Annotated in this window: 12 protein-coding genes; 1 reads left to right on the forward strand and 11 read right to left on the reverse strand. The window is 63.8% G+C overall.

The genetic code is table 11. The annotated features are described in order from the left end of the window. Positions 1-5 precede the first annotated feature (5 nt). From FDF13_RS01070 to FDF13_RS01090, 5 genes are all read right to left on the reverse strand, one after another. Positions 6-1751: an RNA-binding domain-containing protein gene (locus FDF13_RS01070; RefSeq protein WP_137318074.1), complete on the reverse strand. Its 1746-nt coding sequence runs from the start codon at positions 1749-1751 to the stop codon at positions 6-8. Positions 1752-1759: 8 nt separating this feature from the next. Continuing rightward, a complete protein-coding gene (locus FDF13_RS01075) occupies positions 1760-3733 on the reverse strand; it encodes a site-specific DNA-methyltransferase (RefSeq protein WP_137318075.1) in 1974 nt (657 codons plus the stop codon). Between the two features lie 61 nt (positions 3734-3794). Next, entirely contained in the window at positions 3795-5627 is a 1833-nt protein-coding gene (locus tag FDF13_RS01080) for a site-specific DNA-methyltransferase (RefSeq protein ID WP_217494875.1), read from the reverse strand. Between the two features lie 18 nt (positions 5628-5645). Then, complete coding sequence (locus tag FDF13_RS01085; RefSeq protein ID WP_137318076.1) at positions 5646-6311, reverse strand: DUF4391 domain-containing protein; 666 nt, start codon at positions 6309-6311, stop codon at positions 5646-5648. Continuing rightward, the gene (locus FDF13_RS01090) at positions 6304-9594 is read right to left on the reverse strand and encodes a helicase-related protein (protein ID WP_137318077.1); all 3291 of its coding nucleotides are present in this window, start codon (positions 9592-9594) and stop codon (positions 6304-6306) included. Before FDF13_RS01090 ends, FDF13_RS01085 begins: the two co-directional genes overlap by 8 nt. An 83-nt stretch (positions 9595-9677) precedes the next feature. Between FDF13_RS01090 and FDF13_RS14565 the strand changes: the two genes are divergently transcribed. After that, positions 9678-9854 (forward strand): hypothetical protein, encoded by a 177-nt coding sequence (locus tag FDF13_RS14565; RefSeq protein ID WP_175406793.1) that lies wholly within the window; start codon positions 9678-9680, stop codon positions 9852-9854. A 112-nt stretch (positions 9855-9966) separates the two neighbouring features. Here FDF13_RS14565 and FDF13_RS01095 read toward each other — a convergent pair whose 3' ends face one another. The 6 genes from FDF13_RS01095 to FDF13_RS01120 all read right to left on the reverse strand — a co-directional run bounded on the left by FDF13_RS01095 (position 9967) and on the right by FDF13_RS01120 (position 18125). Next, positions 9967-10521 carry a TRAP transporter small permease gene (locus FDF13_RS01095; protein WP_137318078.1) on the reverse strand — a complete coding sequence of 185 codons (555 nt, stop codon included), beginning with the start codon at positions 10519-10521 and terminating at the stop codon, positions 9967-9969. Between the two features lie 16 nt (positions 10522-10537). Then, entirely contained in the window at positions 10538-11848 is a 1311-nt protein-coding gene (locus FDF13_RS01100) for a TRAP transporter large permease subunit (protein ID WP_137318079.1), read from the reverse strand. A 1-nt stretch (position 11849) separates the two neighbouring features. Further along, positions 11850-12959, reverse strand: a complete 1110-nt coding sequence (dctP, locus tag FDF13_RS01105) for a TRAP transporter substrate-binding protein DctP (RefSeq protein ID WP_137318080.1) — start codon at positions 12957-12959, stop codon at positions 11850-11852. A gap of 258 nt (positions 12960-13217) precedes the next feature. Continuing rightward, on the reverse strand, positions 13218-14396 hold the full coding sequence (locus FDF13_RS01110; protein WP_137318081.1) for an acyl-CoA dehydrogenase family protein: 1179 nt from the start codon (positions 14394-14396) through the stop codon (positions 13218-13220). Beyond that, a complete protein-coding gene (locus FDF13_RS01115; RefSeq protein WP_137318082.1) occupies positions 14393-16510 on the reverse strand; it encodes an acetyl-CoA carboxylase biotin carboxylase subunit in 2118 nt (705 codons plus the stop codon). The genes FDF13_RS01110 and FDF13_RS01115 overlap by 4 nt, the downstream gene beginning before the upstream one ends. Before the next feature lies 1 nt (position 16511). Continuing rightward, positions 16512-18125: a carboxyl transferase domain-containing protein gene (locus tag FDF13_RS01120; RefSeq protein WP_137318083.1), complete on the reverse strand. Its 1614-nt coding sequence runs from the start codon at positions 18123-18125 to the stop codon at positions 16512-16514. Between the last annotated feature and the right edge of the window lie 45 nt (positions 18126-18170).

Here is an 18170-nt window from a genome sequence, read left to right on the forward strand (position 1 = left end):
TGTGCTCACGCTGATCCCGGCCCTCTTGCGTCGTCACTGTCGCCGTCATCCTTCTTGCCAGCGGGCTCAGACGGTACGCCTTCGTCGCCTGCGTAAGAAAGCTCCCATCGTGGCTTCGTGCGGGTGCCGCGGTTGACGATGACGCCGTGGCGGCGCAGCTTGGTCAGGAGGTTCGTGATCTTGGTTGTCTTCTGCTGCTCGGTGAGCGCTTCGCTGAGCGCTGGCCGGAGCAGCACCTCTACGTCACCACGGTCTGCGTGTCCTTGCGCGCGGAGGAAGTCGGTGAGGAGCGTGGCGTAGTGCGCGTCGGCCTGGGGCCGGGTGCGGATATAGTCGGCCATCGCCCCGGTCGCCGCTGCGACGCGAGGAGTGATCCGGCGGTGGGGCTTCCGGCCTTCGATCAACCCGACTCTGCGCAGGTGGCGGGCGGCCTTCTCACTGATGTCGAGTCCCTTCTGAACGCGGTCCAGCGCAAGTACGTCTTCGAGCGGGAGATCGGTGCGGACCATGAGCAGCTGAGAGTACGACTCATCGATCACCGCGCCCGGGATTGTGAGCTTCACCTCGCCGGTGGTGCTGAGGTCGTAGTCGGGCAGCGGTAGGAAACGACGCACCTGGTCCTGCACCATCCGGTGGATTCCGTAGCCCATCTGGTCGATGAGGTTCAGCTCAGTCATCGCCTCGACGAGGAACGGGTTGCGATACTGGCGCGGGGTGCGCTCGTCCAGCGCGTAGTCGTCGGGTGTGCCGTCGAAGAACTCGCCCACACTCTCGAAGACGATGCGGTCGGCGTGCTCGGTGACGATGATCCGAGAGTTTCGCGTGTAGTCCTGGTGCGCGATGCAGTTGTAGAGCGCTTCGAGCAGGCTGCGTTCGTCGTACTTGCTGATCTCTCGATAGATCAGCTCGTCAGGCGGCAGAAGTCGAAGCTGCACGTTACGGATACGCTTCGCCAGCGCCGTGGTGTTCAGCAAGAACGGCAGCCGGAAGTGCTCGTTTGCCCGCTGCTCGCCAACCAGCTTCCAAGTCATCTGCGCAGGGTGCGGACTTAACTGATGCGTCGAGGTGTCGGCGCCGAGCAGGAGGAGTGCAGCCCGCGTGATCTGGTCATCACGGGTCAACCGTGCTTTAGACAGGAACGTCGCGTCGTCCCATGCCTCAATGTCGCCGGCAGGGATACGGGACGCGTACCGTTCGGTGAACCCTTGACGTGCGCGGGCGATCGCTGCCGGATCGAGGTCAGCGAGCGTGGCGTCAGCAACGACGACAGCCGACCAGTCCGCACTGATGGTCTGTCGGCGGATCTCATCCAGTTTGTCCAGCGACAGCGGCACCAGGCTCTCGCCTGCGCGAGCGCGGTAGTCGCCCTTCCACGAGATCGGGATGCCGCGGGGCGCCGCCGGCACCTCCAGAAGCACCACGCGCTTGCCCGAGTGAATGACCTCGTAGACCTCGCGGACTGTCAGCCCCTGGTCGATCGACTGGTGGATGTGATGCTTCAACGTCTGATGCTGCTGTACTTCGAAGAGATGCGTCGTGCCGACCACCTGCCGAGCGTTCGAGACCCCGAAGACGAGCCACCCCGAGGCGAGTCCGCGCAGGTTCGCTTCGTTGCTCAGCGCCGAGACGTACTCACCGGTCTTGTCCGCAGAGAACTGACGAGCAGCCTCCTTGAACTCGACAACCTCGTTCTCCCAACCGGCCAACAGTCGGTCGAGGAATTCGGTGAGTTCGTCGTTCGTCAAGGTCATGTCGTTCCTCAGATCGTCCTTACCTCGGTCGCGGGCGACATCTCACGGAACACCTGCTCAGCATTGATGCGCGCGGCATCGGATTCGAAGGCATCGTCGCGGAAGACGGCGCGCAGCGGGCCACGTTCGGCGATAGCTCGCACGACATCCGGAGACACAGACTCCGCGAAGCAGGCGATCAACGCGTCGTCGTCAACTGCGAACACCTCGCGGGCATCGACCTCGGCGCGTGTGATCTGTACTGACGGTTCGAGTCCCCAGTCGAGCAACACTTGGAACAGCAGGTCTTCTCCAGACCGGCCAGCCTTGATACTCGCTTCCAGCGAGTCAAGTCCGAGTTGATCTGTATCAACCGCCGTTCTCAGAACATCGGCCTTGTTGCTATCATCGATACGCAGCGCGCGGAAGCCGACATCAAGGTCGGAACCGAGGAGCCCCACCTCTTCCTTCACTTGCGCTCCGGCCCGACGCAGGCGCTCGCGGGCGACGTCGGCAAGACTCGTAAATCCGCGCCTGCCCCCAGTCGATCCTGGGTCGAGACTTTCGTCGAGTTGCACCAGGATGAAACGTCGATTGCCGCGGTCGGCAGCGTTGAGGTTCATGATGGCGTGCCCGGTCGATCCTGAACCCGCGAAGAAGTCGAGGATGATCGCGTTCTTGTCGCTGCTCGTCACGGCGTCGACCCAGGTTCCAAGGACCCCAACATCCTTCGGGTAATCGAACATCTTGCCGTCAAGTAGCCTCGTCAACGCGTCGCTCGCTGGGGCACGCTCCTGGGTGACGACTGGGCGGATCGCTTGCTGTCCCATCTCGTCGAGGAACCGCTTGTAACGTGGGGTTGTCTGGTGATCGGGACCGAACTGGATCCGGCCCTCGGCGATACTCGCTTCCATGGACTCTTTGGACAGCCGCCACCCGTTCGGGTGCATCGGGACCGGCACTCCCGTCGTTGGGTGCGGAAGGTCATACATGAGGTTTGCCCGCGGGTTCGGACTCGCGAGATCACTCTTCGTAAACGCTCTGCCCGAGTCGTCGATCTCGTTGTAGGCCCGCAGGCCAGCCTCAGCATCGGGCTTCGTCCGCCACCAGTCGCGAAACAGTCCGGTGGCTCGTGAAGCATCGTGCCCCGACTCTTCCCAGGCCCTGCGTCCCGCCTCCATGACTTCGTCGTAACCGCGCTTCGGCCCTTTGAAGCGCACGTCAAGCCCGATCAGCGCGGCCTTGCTCCGCGCGTAGATGAGCATGTAATCAAGGCCGCCTGCCGTGAACCGCGCATCGTTTTTACCCGACCCTTGCCACACCACATCGGCCAGGAAGTTATCGGCCCCAAAGACCATGTCGAGCAGCGACCGCAGGTTCGCATGCTCGTGGTCATCGATCGCGACGATCATGACTCCGTCATCGGTCAGAAGGTTCCTCGCCAGGCGAAGCCGCGGATACATCATGCTCAGCCAATCGGAGTGGAACCGCCCGTTGGCCTCGGTATTGGCAACGAGGCGAGCGCCCGTCTCAGATTTCTGTCCCGAACGGGCGAGGTAGTCGGCGCTCGACTCCGCAAAGTCGTCCTCGTAGACGAAATCGTTTCCAGTGTTGTACGGCGGATCGATGTAGACCACCTTGACCTTGCCGAGATAGGACTCCTGAAGCAGCTTGAGCGCTTCAAGATTGTCGCCCTCGATGAAGAGGTTCATCGTTGTGTCGAAGTCCACTGAGTCCTCGCGCACGGGACGCAAGGTCTTGGCGATCGGTGCGCTGGCGGCGAAGGCGGCGGCGCGCTTGCCAGGCCAGTCGAGCTGGTAGCGCTCCTGTGGCCCCTCGACTACGTGGTCGGAGAGCTCTTGTCGGAGCAGATCGAAGTCAACGGCGAGGGTCAAGTTGCCCTCCGCGTCTCGCGATTCGGTGATGACCTGCGGGAACAGGTCGGCGATTCGCTCGATGTTTCGAGCGGTGAGGTCGGGTGTGTGCAGGGTGCGCTTCTCCATCACGCGCCACCGACCAGCGAGCGACGGTCATATGGTCTTGACCTCAGTGTGTGGCGAGCATTCACTGAACACCTGCCCGACGTTGATGCGCTCCGCGTCGTCCGCGAAGTCTTCGTCGAAGAACACGACACGTAGCGGCTGACGCTCCGCGATGGCTGCGGCAGCCCGAGAGAGAGAGGGAGAGAGAGGAATCGCGCGCCTCACGCGGACGTGTGCACAGGATCAACGCACCCTCCTCAACGTCGTACACCTCAAAGCCATCAGCAGTCTCCTTCTGGATCGGCATCGTGAGTTCCAAGCCCCAGTCGAGAAGGACCTGGAACAGGAGGTCTTCGCTTGTGCGGCCAGGTTTCACGCTGCCGACAACGTCGAGCAGGGATGTCTGCACGAGCTCGTCGGCGGTAATGGATGTGTCGGCCAGGTTCGTTGTATCCACACGGAGCGCTCTGAACCCAACATCAACCCGGTCTTGGAGAACGCCGGCGTCGCTCTTGAGCTTGAGGCCCGCGCGACGGATGCGCTCTCGACTGATCTCGGAGACCACGCCGTACCCATTCTGTGCTGCCGTGGAACCCTGGCTCACCACTTCATCGAGCTGAACCACAATGAAGCGGCGCGTGCCGCCATCAATGGCATTCGCGGCCAATACGGCATGCGCGGTGGTTGCCGATCCTGCGAAGAAGTCCATGACGATCGAGTCCTTGACGCTCGCAAGTCCGATGATCCGTTGGAGGAGAGAGACTGGCTTGACGGTGTCGAAGACCGCATCTCCGAACAGGTCCAGGATTGCCTTTTTACCCTCTTTGTTCGAGCCGGTCGTATCCCAGTAGTTCGTCGTCGGCTGCCCTTGGCCTTCGTGCGCGTACATCACTCGCTGAGGAACACCGGCTCCATTTGCACCCCAGTAGAGTCGCCCCGACAAAGCCAGTCTCTCGAAGCTCTCGCGGGGATAGGCCCATGTTCTGGAAATCTCGTCACCGGACGGGGTCACGACCGAGTAGACGTATCCGCCGCCCTTCAGCCCCTTGGAAACCGTAATAGGTACCCCTCGCCAACGTCCTTCCGGAAACTCGGAGGTCGGGTCGCGATACGACGCAGCAACGTAATCCTCGGCCAGGGGCTCAAGTGCGAGGGCTCCCTCCACTGAGCGCGCGTAAACAAGAATGAACTCACCCTGGATCGCGACGTTCTTGGAGTCATTCGACGTTTCGCGCTTGCGACGCCACATGATCGTTGTGACGTAGCTCGGGGTCCCGAAGACCTCATCACAGATGTGACGCAAGGCGGCTTGTTCGCCTTCGTCGATGCTGATGAATATGAATCCATCGGAAGAGAGCAAGTTCCGCGCCAACCTCAACCTCGGGTACATCATCGATAGCCAATCCGAGTGGAAGCGCCCGTTCGACTCCGGGTTCGCCACGAGCCGTTCACCTGATGCGAGTGTCTGCCCAGAACGCTCCAGGTAGTCGACGTTCGACTCGGCGAAGTCGTCCTCGTAGACGAAGTCGTTGCCAGTGTTGTACGGAGGGTCGATATAGATCAGCTTCACCTTGCCGAGGTACGACTCCTGGAGCAGCTTGAGTGCATCCAGGTTGTCGCCTTCGATGAAGAGGTTCTTCGTGGTGTCGAAGTCGACCGACTCCTCCCGCACGGGGCGAAGGGTCTTCGCGATCGGAGCGTTCGCAGCGAAAGCGGCGGCACGCTTGCCGGGCCAGTCGAGCCGGTACCGTTCCTGCGGACCCTCCACGATGTGGTCGCTGAGTTCCTGGCGCAGCAGGTCGAAGTCGACCGCTCGCACGGAGTTGCCGTCGGCGTCGGAGCTCTCGGTGACGACGTTGGGGAACAGATCAGCGATCTTGTCAATGTTGGCCCGCGTGAGGTCGGGCGATGTCATGCGTAGTCTCTCCACGGGTTACCTCTGCTGTTCCAGTTCGTGTTGCTTCGTCTTGAGTGTGCGGCGGAGCTCGACCTTGCGGTTGAGCTGTGGTTCGGTACGGAGCTTGCGCTCCAAGGACGCGACCTCACGTTCGAGCTTGCGCACCGTGGCCAGTCTGTCGGCGACGTCTGACATCTCCTCGCCCGGGCGCGCTGTGATCGGGGTCAGCGGTTGCAGGAGCGCAGCGTAGAGCGCCGGCAAGGTGATCGCCGTCGGCAGGGCTTGCCGCAGGGTGTCCTCTGGCTGCCAACCGGTCGGGTAGTAAGGGCTGAGCTTCGGCGTTCCGGCCCCGAGCTGCTTGTGCGCCGCGACCATCCGAGCCTCGGGCTGATCGGCGCGGTGGCGCGCGATCTCGAAGATAATCGGGAACGGAATGGCCTTGTCGATGGCGCCCAGGACGGCTTCGCTGACGTCGTCAGTCTTGGCGTCGATCGTGAAGACCTGTATTTCCGGCACCGTCGGCACTCCGGGCAGGTTGATCGTGGCCTCGGCGAGTTTGTAAGCCCAGGTGATGCGTTGGACTTCGGCGATGAACTTCTCACGGATTGCGGTACTGACGGTGCCGTGCTCGTAGAACTTCTCTTTGGGCACTCGTCTGCCGAACTTCGCTGCCTCGGGCCACCGGTAGAGGACGTCAGTCATCGGCGCCGCCCTCGGTGGGGTCTACGACGGCGATGAACGCGGTCAGCTCGAAGTCATCGAGTCCCGCGATGGTGTGGGTGAGGGCGGTGGTGCCGCCCCCGGTGAAGAGGCTGTCGATGTCGCGTTCCTCGGTGACGTCGATCATGGAGTGGATCGCGTCGGTGAGGAGCGCTGAGTACTTGCCCATCTGTACGCCCTCATTGGTTGCGGTGTTGAATGCGTGGACGACGTCGGTGACGGGTTCCTCGTATGGACGGCATCCGACGCGGAGGAGGTCGAGGAGGTGCTTCGCTTCGGTGTGGTTCGCGATGACTTCACCCTGGTCGTCGAGGTAGATGAGGTAGTGCGGGTGGAGCCGGTTGCCGCGGTTGCCGGAACCCTCTGAGAACGGGGTCTCGTCGGGGGTGAGGTTCCGGAGGGCGAAGATGACGCCGGGTCGCAGCCCCTTGCTAGGGTCTGCGGGGATCACGGCGTGGAGGCCGCGGGGTGCGGTGTCGAGGTCGCCGTGTTCCTTGATGTAGCCGAGTAGGTCCATGCGGAAGTCGTTGAGTCCGAGGTCGGTGATCGAGACTCCCGTACGGACGTCTTCCAGCTCGATGACCTCATCTTGAAGTTTGCGTAGCTGCTCCTTGCGGAAAGCTGCGTCAGAGTCTTCGAGGGTGAGGACGTTGTCGTCGGCGGTGCTGGCGAGGTCCGCTATGACCATACGATTCTCGACACGTTCCTTGAGGTTGATGTACTCGTCGAGAGAGATGTCTGGCCAGAAGTTCACGAGTTGAATCTGGCTATTGGTGGAGCCGATGCGGTCAATGCGCCCGAAGCGCTGGATGATGCGCACGGGGTTCCAGTGGATATCGTAGTTGATCAGATAGTCACAGTCTTGGAGGTTCTGCCCCTCACTGATTACGTCGGTGCCGATAAGCACGTCCAGTTCGCGCGTCTCGCGTGGCATCGTAAGGTGGCGTTGCTTGGAGCGTGGCGAGAATACCGACATGACCTGTTGGAAGTCGAAGCCTGTTCCCAGGGTCGTTTTCGTTCCGTGGCTTCCACCGGTGATCACTGCCGAGCCCAGTCCGGCGGCAGCGAGGTCTGGAGCGAGTTCCCTGTAGAGGTAATCAGCGGTGTCGGCAAAGGCTGAGAATACGATCACCTTGCGGTTGCCGTCATTGATTGGGCGCTGAGCCTTGTCTTCGATGAGCTGTTTGAGCTTGCGTAGCTTGAGGTCGCGGTCAGGCGTGACCTTGCCCATCTCATCGAGAAGCTCTCGAAGAGTTTCGCGATCGTTCCACAAGTCGCGTTGCCAGGATTCGATATCGAGGTCACCGAGGTCGATCTTGATCTTCTCACCAAAGAACAATGCCTCGATGTTCGCGTCGTCTTCGTCATCGCCATCAAAGTCGAGCCCGTCGAGGTCTGGACTCAGTTCGGCGAGGTTGCCAGCATGATTGCTGATGCGCCCGAGCGTGTGAGTGACGGAGTTTTCGATCTTCGCCAGGGTGAGGCGGAATGCATCGATTGAACTCTCCAGCCGCTTGAGCAAATTCACTGTCATGAGCTTCTTCAAGCCCTGCTCACGTCCTGCCTGACCGAGATTGGACCGAGCGTTGCCTGCGGTGACGTTGTAGATGTCTTCGTACTTGGAGCGCCGACTCGGGAATACGTACGCGAGCGGGGTGTAAACAGCGAGGGTCAGCTCCTGTAGCTGTTCAAAGATGTCTTTGAATCCGGGCGCGTCCGGCAGGTCGGTGAGCGGCTCACGGATCGAGAGCGGAGGGCGCCGCTCGGGAAAGGCACCGACTTCAGTCGTGTCGTAAAAAGCTTGAATATGCTTCCGTGACCGGGCGATGGTTACCGAGTCGAGCAGTTCGAAGAAGTCGAAGTCGAGCATCTGAAGGATGCGCTCGGTCGTACGATGATCAGCGTCGAGCTTGGACCACTCATTGAATACTCGCTGAGCATCGGCAAAAGCTTTCTCGATCGTAGTGGACAGGCTCAGGTGCTGAGCGAGATTGCCTGACTCGCCCTCGTAGGCAAGCTGGAGCTGGTTCTTGAGGTCATTGAACCGGTTGTTCACAGGCGTTGCCGAAAGCATCAGCACCTTGGTCTTCACACCCTCGCGAATCACTTGGCGCATGAGACGCTGGTAGCGCGATTCCTTTTCCACGGCATAGTCGGCGTTGCGAAAGTTGTGGGACTCGTCGATCACGACGAGGTCGTAATTGCCCCAATTGATCCGATCCAAACGCAGGCCGAGGGACTCGCCCTTGGTACGGGAGAGATCAGTATGAGCGAGCACGTCGTAGTTGAAGCGGTCAGAAGCGAAGATGTTGGTCGTAAGGTTGGCATTGTAGTTCGTCCAGTTCTCGGCGAGCTTCTTCGGGCACAGCACGAGCACTGACTTGTTGCGCAGCTCGTAGTATTTGATGACAGCGAGCGCAGTGAACGTCTTGCCGAGGCCGACTGAGTCCGCGAGAATGCACCCGTTGTAAGTCTCCAGCTTATTTATGATGCCTGTGGCAGCATCGCGCTGGAAGTTGTACAGGCTCTGCCAGACCTTTGTCTCTTGGTAGCCGGTGCGATCGTTCGGCAACACGTCCTCGTTGATGTCGTCGAGGAACTCTGCGAACAGGTTGTAGAGGATCAAGAAGTAGATGCGGGCCGGAGAATTCTCGGCGTAAACGCTGGCGATGTAGTCGTAAACGGCCTGCGTGACGTCGCTGACCTGCTCGGGGTTATGCCAAATCTGGTCGAACAGCCGCATGTATTGCTCGGTCATCGGGGCTTCGTCGAGCCTGTTCACGAAGCTCGAGACGGCGTTGCCACTTTCGTAACCGAGATCAGCAGTGGTGAACCCCTGGAGCTGGGTATACGCAGTCGTGTCATCGATCACCGCAAACTGCTGCATTGGGTTGCCTGTCGCGTTCGAGCGGAACGTGACCTTGCGGCGCACCCAGTCTGCACACTCCCGCGCGATCGCACGCTGGGTGAGCTTGTTGCGCAACCTGATCTCGAACTCTGACCCTGCAAGGCTCGACTCGGCCTGACCGCTGGGGATGAAGAATTCGCGGCGTTCCTTGCGGAGTTTGTCAGTCACTTTCTCGGTCACAAATGACGGGGACGTGAAGATGAACTCCAGTTCGGAAACTTTTTCCAGTTCCTTGCGAAGTGATTCGAAGGCGAAGATGGAGAATGTCGATGCGGCAATGCGCAACTTCGAACCTGGCGCAATCTCGGCCTTGAGATCGTCGCCCAGGAGGTCGCTGACGTTGTTAATAATCCACACGAGATACCTAGCATCCTCCCCTGATTAATGGCTCAAGCGAACGAATACTCACAATGATACTGGCGGTAGTACGACTGGGACTGATGCGCAACTCCGGACCGCCACCGGAGACCACGGTGCTGCGGGAAACCATAGGAGTCTTCGGCTGGTCCCGAATGGGGCGGAACATTCGGGAACCGCTGGAGGACGTGGTCGGCTGGGCTGTAGAGGCGGAGCGGATCTCCATGAACGAGAACGGGGAGTACTTCGTAGAGAAGTAGTGACCGTTGCGCTCGTTCCCGCACGATGAGCATGCCCTGTTCATGGTCCGTCCCCTCGCCGACTCGGAGGATCATGTCGCGGCATTGAGCAACCCTGACCGACCTGCGACCCCTAAAGCCCGCTCGGCTCGCCTTCAACCGCACCTTCAGCAACGTCGACGGTGAACTCCGCACGATCCCGTTGCAGGTTGACCGCGAAGACGAAGCACAGCTCGATGAGCAACAGGAGGAATCCCAGCGGCACCAGCAGCTGCGCCGGCCATTGTGGCAGCAGTGAGATGCCGGCGAGGAACGACGACCCGGCGGCAAGGTTCCAGATCGCGAAGCCGGTCGTCGCGACGAGCACGATGGCGATCACCACGATCTCGACGCCCACGATCACCATGACGGTGCGATTTCGGGCGCCGTCCGACAGCCTCGGCAGCAAGAGGTCCATGTTCGGCATGACTCCGGACGCACTCACCCATGCAAGGGCTGGGAACACGATGACCGGGAGGAGGTAGTTCTGGACGATCTCGAAGTTGCCGGGGATCGAGATTCCGACGACGTTGCGCAGCAGGACGTCTCCGACGATGAAGAGCATGAGGACGAAGACGCCGATTCCGCTGATGATCGCGCCGATGCGCTCGATCGTCTGGAACTTGCGGTAGCTGTTGAGCATGTTCATATTCGGTCTCCTCGCTTCAGCCGGCCGTCGATGGGATGAACGTGACCAGTGACGGGAACAGGATGAGCAGGACGCTCAGCACCACGGTGGTGATCAGGGCGATCCAGATCGCGTACCGGAAGATCGGGCCGGCGGACATTCCGCTGGAGCCTGCGACGGAGAACACGCTCAGTCCGATCGGCGGCGAGATCGTACCCACGGTGCACAGCAGCGAGATGAATACGCCGAACCAGAGCATGTCGATCTGCGACTCCTGGATCAGCGGCAGCACGATCGGCACCGTCATGAGGATGACGGCCGCTCCCTCGAGGAACATGAAGAGCACGAAGAACACGAGTGCGAGCACCAGGAGCAGGAGCACCGGGTTGTCCACCAGCGGTCCCAAGGCGTCGATGAGCACGCGCGGGAGCAGCGACAGCGATACGAACTTGCTGAACACCTGAGCCGCGACGATGATCAGCAGCACCATGGTGGAGATCTTCACGGTCTCCAGCAGGGACGTCCGCAGGAACTGCCAGTTGACCTTGCCCAGCAGCAGCGCCGCGACGAATGCCGCGAGCGCTCCGACTGCTCCGGCTTCGGTCGGAGTGAACCAGCCAAGGTAGATGCCGCCGAAGATGATGAGCACGATCACACCGCCGGAGACGAGCGAGACCGTCGTGCGCCTGACCCCGATCGGCTCGGCCACGTACGGCTGGCGCGGAGTCGTGCGTTTGCGCTCATCGATGAGATAGCACCCGATGACCACGACGATGTAGACGACCACCGTGGCGATGCCGGGGATGATCGCCCCCATGAAGAGGTCGCCGATGGCGGTTTCGGTGGCGACGCCGTAGATGATGAGGATGATGCTCGGCGGGATGATGCCGGCTAGCGAACCCGCCGCAGCAGCCGTGGCACCGGCCAACGGTGCCGACATGCCGTACCGGGTGAGTTCCGGGATCGCCACCCGGCCCAGCGCCGCCGAGGTGGCCGAGGCCGAGCCGGACACCGCACCGAGGAGACCGCCGGCAGTCAGGGTCAGCGAGCTCAGGGGCTCAGCACGGCCGCGCGAGAGTCGGCTGACGATGCCGAAGATGTCCTTGACGATTCCTGCCTGCAGCACGAACTGCGCCATGAGGACGAACAGCGGGATCGTGCTCAATGAATACGAGGCCACGCGGATGAACGGCTGCGGCCCGACGAGACCCATGATGGAGCCGGGCCCATCGAGGAGCACGAAGCCGACGATGCCCACGGCCAGCAGAACGATGTGGATCCGCACGCCGAAGACCAACCCGGCAACGAAGATGACGAGAGCGATTGCAATGACGAGTCCGGTTGCCATGTCAGCCCTCCCCGTTCTCGAGGATGCCGTCGGGCACCTCGCCGCCCGCGTCGATGATCGCCTGGCGCCATTCCTCTGCGGCTTCGCGGCCGGGGAGTCCCTGTTCTTCGAGCATGGCCGTCCATTCGTCCCAGGTGGTCACGACAGAGCCTTCCAGCTGTTCGCGCACCTCGGGCGGGAGCGTCGAGATGTCGATGAACTCACCTCCGGCTTCGGTCTCGTTATACTCTTTCGTCGCAGTCCCCTGGTCCTTCCAAACGGTAGAGGCGTCGACGTAGGTGTCCTCGATGGCGGTCTCCATGATCGTACGGACCTCCGGATCGAGCGAGTTCCACTTCTCCTCGGTCATCATGAGATTGAGATTGAAGTGGCCGAAGTTCATCCCCGTCAGGGTGGTCTGATAGAGGTCCTGGAGCCCGTAGTTGGGCCAGTCGGCGACCGAGGCGAAACCGCCGTCGATGGTCCCGCGGCTCAGCGCATCGAATGCCTCCGCGTTCGGGATCGACACAGTGCTGCCGCTGAAGGCGTCCGTGGTAATGTTCTGGACTCGTGAGGCCGCGCGGAGTTTGAGTGATTTCAGCTCCGCAACACTGGACATGTCGCTGCCGGTCGTCGCGATGGAGTACTCGCCTGTCGTGTGCAGCGGGATCGCTTTGAGTCCCTTGGACCCGAACTGCCACTCGTGGAAGGTCATGCCGTCGTAGACCTCGGCGTCACTCTCGACGAAGTTCTTCCACGCTTCAGAGCCGACGACTGCGTCGGACTGCTTGAGCGGCAGCATCGAGACCTCGACGAGCGGGTACTGGTCGGGCTGATAGGTCGGCAGGAACAGTGCGATGTCGATGACGTCGGTCTGCAGCGCGTGCGTCTCACCCTTGAGCTCGACGAGCTCGCCACCGGTGAATGACTGGAAGGTCACCGCGCCGCCGGTCGCCTTCTCGACCTCTTCCATCCACGGGACGACTCCTTCGGTCCACGCGAGGTTCTGGCTGCTGAGGCCGGAGGCGACGCGGAGGACCAGCGGGTCGGATTCGGCTTCCGCAGAGCAGCCGGCGACGAGCACCAGCGATGACAACGCGGCGATAGCCGAGGCGACGAGACGACGTCTCATGTGGTCATGACCTCCTCATTGAGTTCACGAATGGTTCAGTTGTGATCCGGGTTACACCCTAAGTCGACTGCGCGACGCACCGGATTGTGTCCACAAAGTGGGATCGAAGTGTCGCGTCGTGAAAAGCTCAGGCGGGATAGGTCACAACTGTCATCGAGGGCAGGGCACAGATCACCGCCGTGACTTCGATTTCACCGAAGCCCGGGGCGATCTCCCCTCAGCATCGTCTGCGTCGCAGTGATTGGTGCGGGGTCTCTCTCACCCCACCCCCAGCTCCCGGGCGATGAGCATGAGCTGCACCTCGGTCGTCCCCTCCCCCACTTCGAGGATCTTCGAGTCGCGGTAGTGGCGGGCGACGAGGTACTCGTTCATGAAGCCGTAGCCGCCGTGGATCTGCGTGGCATCCCGCGCATTGTCCATCGCGGCGTCGCCGGCGACGAGCTTGGCGATCGAGGCCTCCTTCTTGAACGGCAGGCCCGCGAGCATCCGCGACGCCGCCAGGTAGTACGCCGCACGCGCCGCCACCACACGGGCCTCCATGCGAGCCAGCTTGAACGAGATCCCCTGGTACTCCCCGATAGGCCTCCCGAAGGACCTCCGTTCGTTCGCGTACCGCACCGATTCGTCCACGCACCCCTGCGCGGCCCCCACGGAGAGTGCTGCCACCGCGATGCGGCCCTCGTCGAGGATGCGGAGGAAGTTCGCGTACCCGCGGCCCCGCTCCCCCAGGAGGTTCTCCTCCGGCACCTGCACACCATCGAACGTCAGCGGGTGCGTGTCCGAGGAGTTCCAGCCGACCTTGTCGTACGCCGGCTCCACGGTGAACCCGGGAGTGCCGGACGGGATCATGATCGTCGAGATCTCCGGCTTCTCCACCCCGTCCTTGCCGGTCCGGGTGCCGGTCACCGCGGTGGCGGTGACGAGCCGGGTGATGTCGGTCCCGGAGTTCGTGATGAAGCACTTGCCGCCGTTGACCGTCCACATGCCGTCCTCGAGCACGGCCCGGGTCTTCGTGCCGCCGGCATCGGAGCCGGCCTCGGGTTCGGTGAGGCCGAAGGCCGCCAGGCCGGAGCCGTCGGTGAGCTGGGGCAGCCATTCGCGCTTCTGCTCCTCGGTGCCGAACCGGTGGATGGGCATCGCGCCCAGCGACACCCCGGCCTCGAGCGTGATCGCGAGCGACTGGTTGACCCGCGCGATCTCCTCGATCGCCAGGCACAGCGCGAAGTAGTCCCCGCCCATCCCGCCGTGCTCCTCCGCGAACGGCAGGCCGAACAGGCCCATCTGCCCCATCTTCGCCACGAGCTCATAGGGGAATTCGTGCTTGGCGTCGAGCTCCGCGCTCACCGGCGCGACGTCGTCATCGGTGAACTTCGCGACGCTCTTCCGCAGCGATTCGTACTCGTCGGGGAGCATTCCGGGGGTGAAGGTCGTGGTCATGACTGGCCGTCCTTGTCTGTCGAAGATGCGTCGGTGGAGGAATCGCTGGTCTCAGGAGTGTCGGTGCCCGCGTCATCGGTCACGGTGGCAAGCAGCTCGTCGAGCGCCACCTGAGCGCCGGCGGCGGTGTTGAGGTGCAGGGTGCCGGCCATGGGGGCGGTGAGGACGTGCTCCATCTTCATCGCCTCGACGACGATGAGCGGCTGGCCCGCCTCGACCGCGTCACCGTCCGCGGCGCGCACGTCGATGACGGAGCCGGGCATGGGGGCGGTGACCTCTGCGCCGGCCTCCCCCGGGTCGAGCGTCGGGTCGGCGACCGCGCGGGTGAACCGGAAGATCCCGGTCTCCGAGCGGACCCAGATCTCCAGGGTCGGCCGCTGGGCGCGGGAGTCGATCACCCGGGTCGTCCACACCGTGGCCCGCCGGTCCACCCCGTCCTCCCGGACCGTGATCTCCCGGCCGCGGGGCGCCTGGGCCGAGGTGCCCGCGGGCCTCGCAACACCGGCACCTGCCGTGCCCGCACCACCACTGCCGGCCCCGTCGCGTTCGAACCGGGCGAGGTCGACATTCTCGAGGTCGGCCTCGATCAGGCGCTCCTCGCCCTCGTGGGTCAGCGGCACGCGCAGCACCCCCGGCTGGGAGGTGCGCCAACTGCTCGGCCGGTTCCACACGCTGTCGGAAGTCCGGGCCTTCGTCGCATCCCCGAGCACGGCGAGCGCGGCGAAGGTCCAGTCCACCTCGCTCGGCGTGTGCTCGAGCTCGCTGCCCGTGCTCATCCGGTCGATGAGCCCGGTGTCGAGGTCACCCGCGGCCACGTCCTCGCGGCTCAGCAGGGTGCGGAGGAAGTCGATGTTCGTCACGATGCCGGGCACCGCGGAGCGCTGCAGGGCGGCGCGGAGCTTCGCGACGGCCGCCGGGCGGTCCGGGGCGTGGACGATGAGCTTGGCGATCATCGGGTCGTAGTCGGTGGCGATCCGTTGTCCGGCGGTCAGTCCCGCGTCCACGCGGATGCCCTCACCGTCCGGGAACACGACCGCGAGGGCGGTGCCGCCGGTGGGCAGGAAGCCGCGGGCGGGGTCCTCGGCGTAGATCCGGGCCTCGATCGCGTGCCCGGTGAGCGTGACCTCGTCCTGGGCGAAGTCGATGCGCTCGCCGGCGCCGATCCGCAGCTGCCATTCGACGAGGTCGAACCCGGTGACCTCCTCGGTGACGGGGTGCTCGACCTGGAGGCGGGTGTTCATCTCCATGAAGAAGAACTCCTCCGGATTGTCGGCGGCGACGATGAACTCCACCGTGCCCGCACCCCGGTACCCGACGGAGCGGGCCGTGTTGCAGGCGGCCTCGCCGATGCGCGCCCGCGTCGCCGCGTCGAGGAGTGCGGAGGGCGCTTCCTCGATGACCTTCTGGTGGCGGCGCTGCAGGGAGCATTCGCGCTCGCCGAGGTGGACGACGGTGCCGTGCTCGTCGGCGAGCACCTGCACCTCGATGTGGCGCGGCGTGGCGACGAGCCGTTCGAGGAACAGCGTGTCGTCGCCGAAGGAGTTCGCCGCCTCTCGCCTCGCGGCTGTGAGCGCGGCCGGGAGGTCAGCGGCGTCGAACACCGCGTGCATGCCCTTGCCGCCGCCCCCAGCAGAGGGCTTGATGAGGACGGGGAAGCCGACGTCCTCGGCTGCGGTGATGAGCTGTTCGTCGGTGAGTCCCGCCTCGGCGACGCCGGGGACCAGCGGCACCCCATGGGCGGCGACGGCTTGCTTGGCGGTGATCTTGTCACCCATGGTGCGGATGGCCTGCGCGGTGGGGCCGAGGAACACGATCCCGGCGTCCTCGCAGGCAGCGGCGAACGCGGCGTTCTCCGACAGGAAGCCGTAGCCGGGGTGGATCGCCTGCGCGCCGGTGGCCCGGGCGGCATCGATCACCTTCCTGATGTCGAGGTAGGACTCACTCGCGGCTGCCGGGCCGAGCCGCACGGCGGTGTCGGCGGCGCGCACGTGGGCGGCGCCTGCGTCCGCGTCGGAGTAGACGGCGACGGTGCGGATGCCGAGCCTGCGGCAGGTGCGGATGACGCGCAGCGCGATCTCGCCGCGGTTGGCGATGAGTACGGTATCGAAGAGCATGTCACATCCTGAAGACGCCGTAGCCGGGCGCATCGAGTGGGCGGGTCAGCGGTGAGTAGCGGCACGCCTCGAGGGCGAGCGCGAGGACGCGGCGGGTGTCACCGGGTTCGATGATCCCGTCGTCCCACAGCCGGGCGGTCGAGTAGTAGGGGTTGCCCTGCTGCTCGTACTGCTCGAGGATCGGGGCCTTGAACGCTGCCTCCTCCTCGGCCGGCCAGTCCTCGCCGCGGGCGGTCTTCTGGTCGCGGGTGACGGTGGCGAGCACACCGGCGGCCTGCTCCCCGCCCATGACGGAGATCCGGGCGTTGGGCCACATCCACAGGAAGCGCGGGGAGTAGGCGCGCCCGCACATCGAGTAGTTGCCGGCCCCGTAGGAGCCGCCGATGACCACGGTGAACTTCGGCACGCGGGCGGTGGCGACGGCGTTGACCATCTTCGCCCCGTGCTTGGCGATGCCGCCGGCCTCGTAGTCGCGGCCGACCATGAACCCGGAGATGTTCTGGAGGAACACGAGCGGGGTGTCGCGCTGGTCGCACAGCTCGATGAAGTGCGCGCCCTTCATCGCCGACTCCCCGAACAGCACGCCGTTGTTCGCGATGATCCCCACGGGGTGGCCGTCGATGCGGGCGAACCCGGTGACGAGCGTGGTGCCGTACTCGGCCTTGAACTCGTGGAACTGCGAGCCGTCGACCACGCGGGCGATGGCCTCGCGCACGTCGTAGGGGACCTTCGAGTCGACGGGGACCACCGCGGTGAGCTCCTCAGGGTCCCAGGCGGGTGATTCGGGGGTGGCCCGCTCCCAGGCCGGGGCCGGCCGGGGTGCAAGGGTGGTGACGATATCGCGCATGATCTCGAGCGCGTGCGGGTCGTTCGCCGCGAGGTGGTCGGTCACGCCGGAGGTGCGGGAGTGGAGCACTCCCCCGCCGAGCTCCTCGGCGGAGACGACCTCTCCGGTGGCGGCCTTGACCAGGGGCGGGCCGCCGAGGAAGATCGTCCCCTGCTCGTTGACGATGATCGATTCGTCCGCCATCGCCGGGACGTAGGCGCCGCCGGCGGTGCAGGAGCCCATGACCGCCGCGAGCTGCGGGATGCCCGCGGCGGACAGGGTGGCCTGGTTGTAGAAGATCCGGCCGAAGTGCTCGCGGTCGGGGAACACCTCGTCCTGGTTGGGCAGGTTCGCGCCCCCGGAGTCGACGAGGTAGATGCAGGGCAGCCGGTTGTCCTTGGCGACCTCCTGCGCGCGGAGGTGCTTCTTCACGGTGATCGGGTAGTAGGTGCCGCCCTTGACGGTGGCGTCGTTGGCGACGATGACGCACTCCCGACCGGCGACCCGGCCGATCCCGGTGATGATGCCGGCCCCGGGCGAGGCGTCGTCGTACATCCCGTTCGCCGCGAGCGGGGAGAGCTCGAGGAACGGCGAGCCGGGGTCGAGGAGCTGCTCGACGCGGTCGCGCGGCAGGAGCTTGCCGCGGTCGAGGTGCCGCTGCCGGGACTTCTCGGACCCGCCGCGCGCGGTGGCGGCGATCCGTTCGCGGAGCTCGGCGATGAGCTCGGAATGCGCCGAGGCGTGGGCGGCGCCAGTGGTCGTGTTCAGCGGTGAACCGATCACTTTCATGGATGATCCCCATTTCAGTTAATTGAGGCTAACTCAGTTGGTATC

It is taken from the genome of Brevibacterium sp. CS2 (assembly GCF_005280295.1).
GTDB classification, from domain to species: domain Bacteria; phylum Actinomycetota; class Actinomycetes; order Actinomycetales; family Brevibacteriaceae; genus Brevibacterium; species Brevibacterium pityocampae.

What these genes read in the sequence shown, in the direction of transcription:
- FDF13_RS01070 (WP_137318074.1), bottom strand. Translation starts at nt 1,751, where the DNA reads ATGACCTTGACGAACGACGAACTCACCGAATTCCTCGACCGACTGTTG.
- FDF13_RS01075 (WP_137318075.1), bottom strand. Translation starts at nt 3,733, where the DNA reads ATGGAGAAGCGCACCCTGCACACACCCGACCTCACCGCTCGAAACATC.
- FDF13_RS01080 (WP_217494875.1), bottom strand. Translation starts at nt 5,627, where the DNA reads ATGACATCGCCCGACCTCACGCGGGCCAACATTGACAAGATCGCTGAT.
- FDF13_RS01085 (WP_137318076.1), bottom strand. Translation starts at nt 6,311, where the DNA reads ATGACTGACGTCCTCTACCGGTGGCCCGAGGCAGCGAAGTTCGGCAGA.
- FDF13_RS14565 (WP_175406793.1), top strand. Translation starts at nt 9,678, where the DNA reads ATGCGCAACTCCGGACCGCCACCGGAGACCACGGTGCTGCGGGAAACC.
- FDF13_RS01095 (WP_137318078.1), bottom strand. Translation starts at nt 10,521, where the DNA reads ATGAACATGCTCAACAGCTACCGCAAGTTCCAGACGATCGAGCGCATC.
- FDF13_RS01100 (WP_137318079.1), bottom strand. Translation starts at nt 11,848, where the DNA reads ATGGCAACCGGACTCGTCATTGCAATCGCTCTCGTCATCTTCGTTGCC.
- dctP (WP_137318080.1), bottom strand. Translation starts at nt 12,959, where the DNA reads ATGAGACGTCGTCTCGTCGCCTCGGCTATCGCCGCGTTGTCATCGCTG.
- FDF13_RS01110 (WP_137318081.1), bottom strand. Translation starts at nt 14,396, where the DNA reads ATGACCACGACCTTCACCCCCGGAATGCTCCCCGACGAGTACGAATCG.
- FDF13_RS01115 (WP_137318082.1), bottom strand. Translation starts at nt 16,510, where the DNA reads ATGCTCTTCGATACCGTACTCATCGCCAACCGCGGCGAGATCGCGCTG.
- FDF13_RS01120 (WP_137318083.1), bottom strand. Translation starts at nt 18,125, where the DNA reads ATGAAAGTGATCGGTTCACCGCTGAACACGACCACTGGCGCCGCCCAC.